Source organism: Acetobacterium wieringae (assembly GCF_026646375.1).
Classification (GTDB): Bacteria; Bacillota; Clostridia; order Eubacteriales; family Eubacteriaceae; genus Acetobacterium; species Acetobacterium wieringae_A.
Window position 1 is genome coordinate 1 of the sequence record NZ_JAIPPU010000024.1, and the last position, 13,783, is coordinate 13,783.

The following is a 13,783-nucleotide window of genomic DNA, read 5'->3' on the forward strand; positions in this document are numbered from 1 at the left end:
TGTTCCAACATTTACGTGGGGCTTATTTCTTTCAAATTTTGACTTTGCCATTTGTTCTTCTCCTTAAAATTTATTTTATTGATTTTTATTGTTTACGACCTTCTATGATCTGCTCAGAAATTGATTTCGGCACAGCTTCATAGTGTGAGAACTGCATGGTGTAAACGCCACGACCCTGGGTCTTGCTTCGAAGTGTGGTTGCATAGCCGAACATTTCAGCCAATGGCACCATCCCTTTAATAATCTGGGCACCGCCACGCATTTCCATTCCTTCAACACGACCACGTCGAGAGTTAATATCCCCCATAACGTCACCCATGTATTCTTCAGGAATTACAACTTCCAGTTTGAAAACTGGTTCTAAGATAACCGGATCGGCTTTTCGCATACCGTTTTTGAATGCCATCGATCCGGCCACTTTAAAGGCCATTTCAGAGGAATCCACGTCATGGTAAGAACCATCATAAACGGTAACCTTAAGATCAAGTACCGGATATCCAGCTAACACACCATTACGCATGGCTTCTTCAATCCCCTGATTAATTGGGTTGATGAATTCTTTAGGAATTGATCCCCCAACGGTTTTATTTTCGAAGATGTATCCAGTACCTGGTTCAACAGGCTCCATGCGGATGAGACAATGACCGTATTGACCACGTCCACCGGATTGACGAGCAAATTTTCCTTCAGCGTCAACAGCTTTGGTAATGGATTCTTTGTATGCAACCTGTGGTGCCCCAACATTGGCTTCAACTTTAAACTCTCGCAGCATTCGGTCAATGATAATGTCAAGGTGAAGCTCACCCATCCCGGAGATGATCGTTTGACCGGTTTCTTCGTCAGTATGAGTTCTGAAAGTTGGATCTTCTTCTGCCAATTTGGCTAAAGCGGTACTCATTTTTTCCTGGCCAGCTTTTGTTTTTGGTTCAATCGCAACATGGATTACCGGTTCCGGGAATTCCATGGACTCCAGAATAATGGGTGCTTTGTCAGAACACAGGGTATCCCCAGTTGAGGTGTCTTTCAAACCAACTGCCGCAGCGATATCCCCGGTATAAACCGTGGTAATTTCTTCACGATGGTTGGCGTGCATTTGCAGAATTCGGCCCAGACGCTCTCTTTTCCGTTTTGACGAGTTGAAAACATAGGAACCGGAGTCAATCGTTCCGGAATAGACACGGAAAAATGCCAGTTTTCCAACAAAGGGGTCAGTCATGATCTTAAATGCCAGTGCTGAGAATGGCTCGTCATCACTTGCTTTACGGCTGTCTTCTTCTTCTGTATCTGGATTGATCCCGGTAATCGCCGGTACATCCAATGGAGATGGCATATAATCCACAACTGCATCCAGCACCAGCTGAACACCTTTGTTTTTATAGGAAGAGCCACAAACAACCGGAATAATATCAACATTCAATGTTGCTTTTCGAATGGCTGTTTTTAACTCATCAATACCGATGTCTTCGCCTTCCAGGAATTTCTCCATGATAGCTTCATCGTGATCAGCGATAGATTCAATCAGTTTTTCACGATATTCTTCAGCCAGTTCTGTCATATCTTCAGGAATATCGACGATATCGATTTTTTCACCTAAGTCATCTTGATAAATCATCGCTTTCATATTCAGAAGGTCAATGATCCCTACAAAATCACTTTCTTTGCCAATAGGTAATTGAATTGGAACAGGATTTGCGTTTAAACGGTCTTCCATCATTTTCAGTACGTTATAAAAATCAGCTCCGGTAATGTCCATCTTGTTGATGTAAGCCATTCGGGGAACATGATATTTATCTGCTTGACGCCATACTGTCTCTGATTGCGGTTCAACGCCACCCTTTGCACAAAAAACAGCTACCGATCCGTCGAGAACGCGCAATGATCGTTCAACTTCTACGGTAAAATCAACGTGTCCTGGTGTATCAATGATATTGATCCGGTTGTCTTTCCAAAAACACGTGGTTGCTGCCGAGGTAATGGTAATACCTCTTTCTTGTTCCTGTTCCATCCAGTCCATTTGGGAAACCCCATCATGGGTTTCTCCAATTTTATGGATTTTTCCGGAATAGAACAGGATTCTTTCTGTGGTAGTGGTTTTTCCTGCATCAATATGTGCCATAATACCTATATTTCTTGTTTTTGCTAAACTATACTCTCTTGACACAGATGCTTTCCTCTCTTATTTCTAAATCTAAACAAATTACCAACGATAATGTGCAAAAGCTTTATTCGCTTCAGCCATAGCGTGGGTATCATCTTTTTTCTTAACAGCTGCACCACTATTATTGAGTGCATCCATAATTTCACCAGCTAAGCGATCCTTCATGGTTTTTTCAGATCTTTTTCTGGAGTAATTAACTAACCAACGAAGACCCAAAGCCTGCTTACGCTCAGCACGGATTTCCATTGGTACTTGATAGGTTGCACCACCAACACGGCGAGCTTTTACTTCTAAAACAGGTGTGATATTGGCAAGGGCTTCCTGGAATGCTTCCAGTGCATCTTTACCAGTTTTTTCAGTAACTTTTTCAAATGCATCGTAAACGATTTTCTGGGCAACACCTTTTTTCCCATCTAACATGATGTTGTTGATTAATTTGGTTACAACAATACTTCCATAGATTGGATCAGGTAAAACTTCTCTTTTTGGAACAGGTCCTTTTCTAGGCACTTTACTTCCCTCCTTAACATTTTATGTTCATCGGTACTCGACATCCAACGTTTCGTTGTTGTGCGTATAGCGTCTCTAACATATATTTGGTCTCGATCAATTTAAATAACGAGCGCTTGAATATGCAGCACTATGCACTACTACTTTTTAGGCTTCTTAGCCCCGTATTTGGATCGAGCTTGTCTACGAGCGTCAACACCAGCGGTATCAAGCGCACCACGGATAATTTTGTAACGAACCCCTGGTAAATCCTTAACACGTCCGCCTTTTACCAGAACAATACTATGTTCCTGCAGATTGTGTCCAATACCTGGGATATAAGCGGTTACTTCCATTCCGTTAACGAGACGAACTCTGGCGATTTTTCGAAGCGCCGAGTTTGGTTTCTTTGGTGTGGATGTTCTAACTGCTGTACATACGCCTCTTTTTTGAGGGTTTGCTTTCAAAGCTGGAGTTTTGGTTTTTTCATCCAGACTTTTTCTTCCTTTTTTTACAAGCTGATTAATGGTAGGCATTTAGTCCTGCACCTCCTTTTAATAATAATATATCAATAATCGAAACGATTATTAATGACTTGTTTTAAACCAGGGTTATCTTGACGACAACCCCGGTTAGTGTTATTTAATAATCGCAATGACAGCGGCAGCCCGATCAATTCCGCCAGCTTTTCCGAGTCCCACCTTGGTTTCAACTCGTTCCACTGTGATCTGATGGCTGTCACAGCATTCAACGATGCTTTTTTTGATACTTTCATCAGTATCTTCTGCCAAAATGACTTTAAGTGCTTTTCCTTCTTTTACAGCCTTAAGAGTTTGTTTCATTCCAATCACTTTTGAAACATCAACAAATTGATTCATCGGTTCCTCCTTCTTGCTGTCTGTGTGTTTCGCTAAACACACCTAATAACTATACCTGTTTGAGCTTTAAATGTCAAGAATTATTCTTTTGTTAAGAAGTCCAGATCGAAGATATCAAGATCAGTAATAATGGCGTCTTCGGTTTCTTCCTGTTCTTCCTCAACATAGGCATTTAAGATATCATCATCAAAAACAATATCCAGGGATTCAGCGCTGCTGTCTTCTTCAAGCATATCTTCGTACACGTCGTCTTCTTCCCGTTCATAAACCAGATCAACATCACCATACATCTTAACACCGGTACCAGCGGGCACCAATTGACCGATAATAACATTTTCTTTAAGACCGATCAGTGGGTCAACCTTGCCTTTAATGGCGGCATCGGTTAATACCCGAGTGGTTTCCTGGAAGGATGCGGCTGACAGGAACGAATCTGTTGCAAGTGAGGCTTTGGTGATCCCCAACAGTTCCCGACTGGCGGTAGCTTCCTCGCCACCTTCTTCCCGAGCGGCTTTGTTTTCTTCTTCAAAACTAAAAATATCCACTAAACTGCCGGCCAGTAAATTGGTGTCGCCAGGGTTCTCAATCTTAACTTTTCTAAGCATCTGACGGATAATGACTTCCAGATGCTTGTCACCAATGTGTACACCCTGCATACGGTAAACTTTTTGAACTTCCTGAAGCAGGTATTGTTGAACATGGTCAATCCCCTGGATTCTTAAGATATCACTGGGATTAATTGAACCTTCGGTGATTTCATCTCCAGCGGCTAATTGATCGCCGGTGTGAACCCGCAGTCGCGAGCCGTACGGAATCAGGTATACTTTCATTTCACCATCTGCGCCGGTAACCACCGCTTCGGTTTTTTTCTGGTTATCCTGAATTTCAACGCGACCGTCAATTTCTGAAATAATCGCCTGACCTTTTGGTTTTCGGGCTTCAAAAAGCTCTTCGATACGAGGAAGACCCTGGGTGATATCGTCAGCGGAGGCAACCCCACCGGTATGGAAGGTACGCATGGTCAGCTGGGTTCCCGGTTCACCAATTGACTGGGCGGCGATAATACCCACCGCTTCACCAATTTCAACCGGTCGCCAGGTGGTTAAATCAACCCCATAGCATTTCTTACAAACCCCATATTTAGACTGACAATTGAAGGCAGCTCGAATCAGTACTTTTTCGATACCAGCTTTTTCAATGTTCTGAGCCATTTCTGTCGAGATGATTTCACCAGCCGGAGCCAGTATTTCACCAGTTTCCGGATGCTTCACATCTTCAAAGGCATAGCGTCCGACCAGTCGTTCCTGTAGGGTTTCGATGATTTCGCCGTGATCATTGATGGTTGATACTTCATAGCCCCGGGTCGTCCCACAGTCATCTTCGCGGACAATGACATCCTGGCTGACATCAACCAGACGCCTTGTCAGATAACCAGAGTCAGCCGTTCTAAGCGCAGTATCGGCCAGACCTTTTCGGGCCCCATGAGTGGAGGAGAAAAATTCCAGTACATTTAATCCTTCACGGAAGTTGGAGCGGATTGGCAGTTCGATGATACGACCACTCGGGTTAGCCATCAAACCACGCATCCCGGCCAGCTGCCGAATCTGGTTCTTGCTACCTCGGGCCCCGGAGTCGGCCATCATATTGATCGGATTAAGATCCTCGAGGTGATCGAGCAGTGCATCAGTAACCTCATCGGTGGCTCTGTTCCAGATTTCAACGACGTTGTTGTAACGTTCTTCATCACTGATAAACCCTTGACGGTAAAGCATCATATTTTCGGTGATCTTATCATCGGCCTTTGAAAGGATTTCCTCTTTATTTTTCGGAACTTCCATATCACTGACCCCAACGGTAATCGCACCACGAGTTGAGAATTTAAAACCTAAGCGCTTGATTTCATCCAGCACTTCCGATGTTTTGGTCGGTCCGAAGGTTTTGTAGCATCGCTCAACGATTTCTGAGAGAACTTTCTTATTCACTTGGCGGTCGATTTCCAGTTTAAACTGATCTTCGATGGTTTCTCGTTTTACAAAACCTAATTCCTGAGGAATAATGGTGTTAAAAATAAATCGTCCCACCGTCGCTTCAACCAGACGGGTCACCATTTCGCCATCGATCTCTTTAGCAATCCGTACCTTAACCATGGCATGCAGATCGACATCCTTGTTGAAGTAAGCCATTTCCATTTCGTCCAGATCTCTAAAGATACTACCAGTACCCTTGCCATCTTTTTTGTAGATGGTCATATAGTAGGTTCCCAGAATCATATCCTGAGTTGGTGCCACAACCGGGGTTCCATCCTGGGGCTTAAGAATATTATTGGATGCCAGCATCAGGAAGCGGGCTTCGGCCTGGGCTTCAACCGATAAGGGCACATGAACCGCCATCTGATCGCCGTCAAAGTCGGCATTATAGGCAGTACAAACCAAGGGATGAAGCTTAATCGCTTTCCCTTCAACCAGAATTGGTTCAAAAGCCTGAATCCCCAGACGATGGAGGGTCGGGGCCCGATTAAGCAGTACTGGATGTTCCTGAATGACATCTTCCAGTACATCCCAAACAATCGGATCGAGTTTTTCAACCATTTTTTTTGCACTTTTAATATTTTGTGACAGGTTACGGCCCACCAGTTCCCGCATTACAAATGGTTTAAACAGTTCAATGGCCATTTCTTTTGGCAAACCGCATTGGAACATTTTCAAATCCGGTCCAACGACGATAACCGAACGGCCCGAGTAGTCAACCCGTTTTCCCAAAAGGTTCTGACGGAATCGACCCTGTTTCCCTTTAAGCATGTCACTGAGGGATTTAAACGGACGGTTACCCGGTCCGGTGACGGCCCGGCCACGACGCCCATTGTCAATCAGGGCATCAACTGCTTCCTGAAGCATCCGTTTTTCATTTTGAACAATGATATCCGGCGCATCCAGTTCCAGCAGCTTTAACAAACGGTTGTTACGGTTAATGACCCGACGGTACAGATCATTGAGATCGGAGGTAGCAAAACGGCCCCCGTCGAGCTGTACCATTGGTCGCAATTCCGGTGGAATAACTGGAATGGTTTCGAGAATCATCCATTCCGGACGGTTATTGGAACTGCGAAACGCTTCAACGGCTTCCAGGCGTCGGGCAACACGGATTTTTTTCTGACCGGAGCTGCCTTTGAGTTCTTCTTTGAGCACCGCTGATTCCTGATCAAGGTCAACCAGTTTCAAGAGTTCCTGAATCGCTTCAGCACCAATGCTGGCGGTAAATTTATTGCCGAATTGACTTTTAGCTTCTTTATATTCCGCTTCGGTTAAAATTTGTTTGAAATCAAAATTACTTTCACCGGGATCAGTGACCACATATGCAGCAAAATAAATAATTTTTTCCAGATTTCGGGGCGACATTTCCAGGATCAATCCCATTCGACTGGGGATGCCTTTAAAATACCAGATATGTGATACTGGAGAAGCCAATTCAATATGACCCATCCGTTCACGTCTGACCTTTGCCTTAGTTACTTCAACCCCACAGTTTTCACAGACAATGCCCTTATGGCGAATACGCTTGTACTTACCACAATTACACTCCCAGTCTTTCTGCGGTCCAAAAATTTTCTCACAAAACAACCCCTCTTTTTCCGGTTTCAGGGTTCTATAATTAATGGTTTCCGGTTTTTTTACTTCTCCACGTGACCACTCTCTGATTTTCTCAGGTGAGGCCAATCCGATCTGTAAGGATTTGAAGGTGAATTCCTCGTTTAACAAATGGCTTCGCTCCCTTCTGTTTTGAATTTATTAATATAAGTCATCTTCGAATTCGTCATCATCAATGCTCTTAATCTGGAAGCTATCTTCCAATTTCACGTCATCACCAATTTCGGAAAGTTCAGTACTTCCGATTTCGATGGCCAGTTCTTCCAGCGGATCCCGCTCGTCCATTTCGTCATCCAGAATCTTGACAACTTCCTGGTCATTAAGGATGTTCACATCCAGACCCAAACTCTGGAATTCTTTCATCAGTACCTTGAATGACTCGGGAATACCTGGTTTTGGTATATTTTCACCTTTGACAATGGCTTCATAAGCTTTAACCCGGCCAACGACGTCATCGGACTTAATTGTTAAAATTTCCTGCAGCGTATGGGCGGCGCCGTAGGCTTCGAGCGCCCAAACTTCCATCTCTCCAAAACGCTGGCCTCCGAATTGAGCTTTACCGCCCAACGGCTGCTGTGTAACTAAAGAGTAGGGTCCGGTTGAACGGGCATGCATCTTATCATCAACCAAATGGTGAAGCTTAAGGATATACATGTATCCAACCGTTACCTTATTATCAAACGGTTCCCCACTGCGGCCATCATAAAGCTGAATCTTACCATCTTCCGGTAAGCCCGCCTGATTGAGCAGATCCATAATGTCCTGTTCATTAGCCGGGTCAAAAACTGGAGTGGCAATATGCCAGCCGATGGATCGCATCGCCAGTCCCAGATGAACCTCCAGTACCTGACCGATATTCATTCGCGAAGGTACCCCCAGCGGATTAAGAACAATTTCCAGGGCGGTACCATCCGGCATAAATGGCATATCCTCTTCCGGCAGGATACGGGAAATGACCCCTTTGTTTCCATGCCGTCCAGCCATTTTATCTCCAACCGAGATTTTACGTTTAACCGCAATCAGAACCCGCACCAGGGTATTAACCCCCGGTTTTAAATCTTCATCTTTATTTTCTCTTGAGAAGACCTTAACATCCAGAACAATCCCCGATTCGCCATGGGGAACTTTTAATGAGGTATCCCGGATTTCCCGAGCTTTTTCGCCGAAGATGGCCCGTAGTAATTTTTCTTCTGCGGACAGGTCCGTTTCACCCTTGGGTGTGACCTTCCCGACCAGGATATCGTCGGATTTAACCTCGGCACCGACAAAGATAATGCCCCGTTCATCGAGGTTCTTCAGCGCATCTTCGCTAACGTTGGGAATATCCCGGGTAATTTCTTCCGGTCCCAGTTTGGTTTCCCGGGCTTCGGCTTCAAATTCTTCAATATGAATCGAGGTAAAGACGTCTTCCTTTAACAACTTTTCGTTGATCAGGATTGCATCCTCGTAGTTGTAACCTTCCCAGGTCATAAAGCCCATTAGAATGTTGCGACCCAGAGCCAGTTCACCCATTTCGGTGGACGGACCATCGGCAATGATTTCGCCCGCCTGAACATATTGACCTCTATTAACCAACGGTTTATGGTTCATACAGGTACCCTGGTTTGAGCGTTTAAATTTAAGCAAGGTGTATTTATCGAGTTCGCCATTATCGGTGCGGATATGAATAGCAGCAGCTTCCACCCGTTCAATGGTACCGGCTCGTTTGGCAATAACACAAACACCGGAGTCTTTGGCGGCCTTATGTTCCATTCCCGTCCCGATAACCGGGGCTTTGGGAATCAGCAGCGGTACCGCCTGACGTTGCATGTTGGCACCCATCAGGGCCCGGTTGGCATCATCATTTTCAAGGAAGGGAATCAGGGATGTTGCTACCGAAACGATCTGTTTCGGCGAAATATCCATATAATCGACCCGATCTGGAGGAATCAGTACGAAGTCCCGCTTGCTGCCGGCACGACCAGTAACCTGTTTGCGGATAAAACGATTGTTTTCATCCAATGGTTCATTGGCCTGGGCAATGGTATAACGGCCTTCTTCATCGGCTGCCAGATAATGAATTTCATCAGAAACGACGCCATCATAAACCTTCCGGTAGGGGGCTTCGATAAAACCGTACTCATTCACCCGGGCGTAGGTACTAAGCGATCCGATCAAACCGATGTTTGGACCTTCAGGCGTTTCAATCGGACACATTCGGCCATAATGGCTATGGTGAACATCTCGAACCTCAAACCCGGCCCGCTCACGGCTTAACCCGCCAGGACCCAGGGCGGATAAACGACGCTTATGGGTCAATTCGGCCAATGGGTTGGTCTGATCCATAAACTGGGACAACTGGGAGCTACCGAAAAATTCTTTTAAGGCGGCATTAACCGGACGGGTATTGATTAAACCCTGAGGGGTTAAAATCTCATCATCCTGAACTGACATTCTCTCCCGCACCACCCGTTCCATTCGGGACAAACCAATTCGGAACTGATTTTGCAACAGTTCACCGACCGAACGCAAACGACGGTTGCCCAAATGGTCAATATCATCAATGGCACCAATGTCATAATCCAAGCCAATAATATAAGAGATTGAGGCATGGAGATCGGAGATCAGCACATGCTTGGGTACCAACTCATCCATCCGCTTTTTAAACGATTTTTTCTTTTCTTCATCAGTCATGTCTGATTCTAAAATCTCTTTTAGCACTTCATAACAGACAAATTCTTTGATGTCCAGATCACTGATATCAAAGGGGAGATCTTGGGCGTTGATGTCAACAAAGCCGTTACCAATAACCCGAACCGCTTTATCATCCACCCGGACATCAACCACGTTGATCCCGGAATTTTGGATATCCGTGGCGATATCATTTGAGATAATTTCGCCTTCTTCCACATAGACTTCCCCGGTTTCCGGATTAACAATAGCCTGGGCAGCCCGTTGACCAGCAATTCGAGTGGCCAAAGCTAATTTCTTATTGTATTTGTGACGACCGACCTTGGCCAGGTCGTAGCGGCGATCATCAAAAAACATCGAATTAAGCAAGGATTGCGCGCTTTCCACTGTTGGCGGCTCACCGGGACGCAGTCTTTTGTAGATTTCAATCAGACCATCCCGGGTTGATTTCATATTGTTATTTTCATCTTTTTTGATCGTTTCAATCAGTCGGTAATCATCACCGTAAAAATCAAGAATTTCCTGATTGGTTCCCAAACCCAGGGCTCGAATCAGTGCAGTGATCGGTAATTTACGGGTTCGGTCAATCTTAACGTACATGATGTCATTGGAATCAGTTTCGTATTCCAACCAGGCCCCACGATTCGGAATAACCTGAGCGGAAAACAGTTTTTTCCCCAACTTATCACGGCTCAAGGAAAAATAGGCACCGGGTGATCGCACCAGCTGGCTGACAATAACCCGTTCCGCGCCATTGACAATGAAGGTTCCGGTTTCGGTCATTTTATGCAAATCGGCCATATAAACCTTTTGCTCTTTAACCTCATTTTTTTCCTTATTTATTAAACGAACTGTTACTTTTAATGGTATAAAGTAGGTTTGATCCCTTTCTTTACACTCCTCCACTGAATACTTCGGTTTTCCCTCGATAGAATAATCCACGAATTCTAAAACCAGATTTCCCGTGTAGTCTTCGATTTTATCAATATCGTCAAAAACCTCTTTAAGTCCTTTTTCGATAAACCAGTTGTATGAATCTTTCTGAACCTCAATCAGGTTCGGCATTTCAATTACTTCTTTGATTTTAGAAAAGCTTTGGCGTGTTCTTAAACCATCTTTTTCAGGATGCAACATTACCATCCAATATCACCCCTCGCAAAAATACTCAGCAACGGATTACCCCAACGCGACTTGTGTCAAGCCTGTGGGCATCCCAAATTTGCCTGTTGTGTTTCATCTCGCCTTGTGTTATGATTAGACCGTAATCAATTTCATATCCGCTGACTCCGACATGTTTCCCCTTTGATCAGTTGTTCATGACCGAGTCGCAAATGCTTCTGTTGATCGTGCTAAAATTGACGACAAGGATGCATTCTAATCTTATTTTAAAAGATACCAATGCAATTTTATATGCTATCACAAAATTCTATTTTTGTCAAGTCTATTTATGTATTTAAAAAGCCTTCCCGCACACTGCTGGAAGGCTTTTTTTCGTCACTTTTTTTATTATTGGCTCAGCAATATTTTTTGAGCCGGTATTTTTTATGACTTTTCTTTTTCTGTTCTCTCAGGATACTGCTTAAAAACTCCTGAGTACGTTTTTCTTTGGGATGGATAAAAATATCTTCCGGTGTTCCCTCTTCAAGGATTGTTCCCGAATCCATAAAGACCACCTTGTTGGCCACTTCCCGGGCAAAACCCATTTCGTGGGTCACTACCACCATCGTCATGTGTTCATTAGCCAGGCTTTGCATAACGCTTAATACTTCGCCGGTCAGTTCCGGGTCGAGGGCCGAGGTCGGTTCATCAAAAAGCAGAATATCGGGGTTCATCATCAGCGCCCGGGCAATTGCCACTCGTTGTTTCTCACCACCGGACAGGGTCGAGGGCATCGCATCAATCCGATCCAATAGGCCAACCTTATTAAGATAGGCTTCAGCACGCGTATTCATCGCAACCACTTCTTCTTTTTTGACGACCTTGGGTGCCAGTTCCAGATTCTGACGAACGGTCAGATGTGGAAACAGATTAAAGTGCTGAAAGACCATCCCCATTTTCATGATAATGGTACGGATCTCCGGGGCACTGGGATAGATGCCATCTTTTAACAAAGGCTTTCCTTCCATGATAATGTCACCGCTGTCAGCCTTCTCGAGATCGATGAGGCAGCGTAGCAATGTCGATTTACCCGATCCGGATGACCCGATGATGGCCATCACGTCACCCTTATTAACCGTAAACGAGATATCTTTTAAAACGTGATTGTTCCCAAAACTTTTATTGAGTTGTTTGACTTTTATAATTTCCATCGTTTTCCTCTAGAACTCGTATTTATTTTCAAGCTTTTTAAATACCATCGTGATCACAAAATTGATCATCAGATACAGGGCTCCCGCCACCAGAAAAGCGAAGGTATCGCCATCCCGATTGACTGAGGTTTTGGCATAGTGAAGAATCTCTGCTACCCCGATAACCGTGACCAGAGCGGTATCTTTGACCAGCGTGATGGTTTCGTTGCTGATCGCCGGTAAGCAAACCCGAATCATCTGAGGGATCACCACCCGGGTCATCGTTTCGATTTTGGTCAGCCCCAGCACCTTGGCGGCTTCGTATTGGCCCTTATCAATGGCCAGCAAACCACCCCGGAAGATTTCGGCAAAATAAGCGGCATAGTTCATGCAAAAAGCAATACAGGCGGCAGTAAACCGTTCAAACACAAGGTAGTCACCGATCCCCGGCAGCAGCGGTAGGCCAAAATAAACAAACATGATCTGCAACAACAACGGCGTACCCCGAACCACATAGATATAACCTTTGGCAAATGATTTAATCGGGGCAATGCGGCTCCTCGCCATCAGGGTAAACATGAAACCCAGCGGCAGCGAACAAACAATGGTGACCGCAAAAACACTGAGCGTAATCACCATCCCCTGCAACATCGGCACAGTGATATTTGATAAATAAATATAAAAATCTGACATTTTTTTCTCCTGAGGAATGAATTAAAGTTATGGTATTACCAGTCATAAAAAAATCGGATCGAAACGATCCGATTTCTAAAAACTGATTGTTTTCTATTAGTTTGCTTTGTAGATAATGTCTTCACCAAACCATTTGGTCGAAATCGTAGCGGCGGTGCCATCAGCAATCATCGCATCCAGAGCATCCTGAACCTGAGTCAGCAGCTCGGTGTTGCCTTTTTTAATTCCAACGCCATAGAGTTCGGGTGATAAGCTTTCGTTCAAAATAACAAACTCGGCATTTTCAGAGGTAATGTAATAACGGGCGACAATAGAGTCAACCACAACGGCATCGATTCGGCCAATCGCTAAATCACTAAGGGCCGATACATTTTCCGGGTATTCATTTAAAGCAGCAGCTTCTTTACTGATCGGATCAGCCGTGAAGGCATCATAAGCTGAAGAACCTTTTTGAACCCCAACATTTTTGCCCGCTAAATCGGCTTTGGTTTTGATCGGAGAGTCTTTTTTGACCACAATCACCTGGTCATTTTCCAGGTAAGGCGCAGTGAAATCCATGGCTTGCTTGCGTTCGTCGGTGATGGTTAAGCCATTCCAGATGACATCGATATTACCGGAATCCAGTTCCAGTTCCTTGGTGTCCCAGTTGATCGGCTGCAGAACCACTTCCATGCCCATTCGCTTACCAACTTCTTTGGCCAGATCGACATCAAAACCAACAATTTCGTTTTTGTCATCTCTGAAGCCCATCGGTGGGAAGGAATCATCCAAGCCGACCACAAAGGTCTTGTCGTCATTATTGGCATTGTCTTCGGTTTTTTTAGCAGTGCTGCTGCAACCGGCAAATAATCCGGCAACCAGAACGACTACCAGCATCAGGCCAAGTATACTTCTTTTTTTCATTCCTTTTAGTCCTCTTTTCCTAATATAATCTGAGGTTATTATACACTTTATCACTGTGCA

Annotated in this window: 9 protein-coding genes; all 9 read right to left on the minus strand. The window is 44.6% G+C overall.

Annotated features, from left to right (window positions below):
- Positions 1 to 85 precede the first annotated feature (85 nt).
- The 9 genes from fusA to Q7P33_RS16520 all read right to left on the minus strand — a co-directional run bounded on the left by fusA (position 86) and on the right by Q7P33_RS16520 (position 13,723).
- Positions 86 to 2,161 (minus strand): elongation factor G, encoded by a 2,076-nt coding sequence (gene fusA, locus Q7P33_RS16480; RefSeq protein ID WP_070372669.1) that lies wholly within the window; start codon positions 2,159 to 2,161, stop codon positions 86 to 88.
- Between the two features lie 36 nt (positions 2,162 to 2,197).
- The gene (gene rpsG, locus Q7P33_RS16485) at positions 2,198 to 2,668 is read right to left on the minus strand and encodes a 30S ribosomal protein S7 (RefSeq protein WP_070372668.1); all 471 of its coding nucleotides are present in this window, start codon (positions 2,666 to 2,668) and stop codon (positions 2,198 to 2,200) included.
- A gap of 140 nt (positions 2,669 to 2,808) precedes the next feature.
- Positions 2,809 to 3,183, minus strand: a complete 375-nt coding sequence (gene rpsL / locus Q7P33_RS16490; protein WP_070372667.1) for a 30S ribosomal protein S12 — start codon at positions 3,181 to 3,183, stop codon at positions 2,809 to 2,811.
- 102 nt (positions 3,184 to 3,285) lie between these two features.
- The gene (locus Q7P33_RS16495) at positions 3,286 to 3,525 is read right to left on the minus strand and encodes a ribosomal L7Ae/L30e/S12e/Gadd45 family protein (protein WP_070372666.1); all 240 of its coding nucleotides are present in this window, start codon (positions 3,523 to 3,525) and stop codon (positions 3,286 to 3,288) included.
- An 80-nt stretch (positions 3,526 to 3,605) separates the two neighbouring features.
- Positions 3,606 to 7,280, minus strand: a complete 3,675-nt coding sequence (rpoC, locus tag Q7P33_RS16500) for a DNA-directed RNA polymerase subunit beta' (RefSeq protein ID WP_303871836.1) — start codon at positions 7,278 to 7,280, stop codon at positions 3,606 to 3,608.
- Between the two features lie 30 nt (positions 7,281 to 7,310).
- A complete protein-coding gene (locus tag Q7P33_RS16505; RefSeq protein WP_303871864.1) occupies positions 7,311 to 10,973 on the minus strand; it encodes a DNA-directed RNA polymerase subunit beta in 3,663 nt (1,220 codons plus the stop codon).
- 380 nt (positions 10,974 to 11,353) lie between these two features.
- Positions 11,354 to 12,148 (minus strand): amino acid ABC transporter ATP-binding protein, encoded by a 795-nt coding sequence (locus Q7P33_RS16510; RefSeq protein WP_303871837.1) that lies wholly within the window; start codon positions 12,146 to 12,148, stop codon positions 11,354 to 11,356.
- A 9-nt stretch (positions 12,149 to 12,157) separates the two neighbouring features.
- A complete protein-coding gene (locus Q7P33_RS16515; protein WP_303871838.1) occupies positions 12,158 to 12,820 on the minus strand; it encodes an amino acid ABC transporter permease in 663 nt (220 codons plus the stop codon).
- Between the two features lie 96 nt (positions 12,821 to 12,916).
- Positions 12,917 to 13,723 (minus strand): amino acid ABC transporter substrate-binding protein, encoded by an 807-nt coding sequence (locus Q7P33_RS16520; protein WP_303871839.1) that lies wholly within the window; start codon positions 13,721 to 13,723, stop codon positions 12,917 to 12,919.
- Positions 13,724 to 13,783 lie beyond the last annotated feature (60 nt).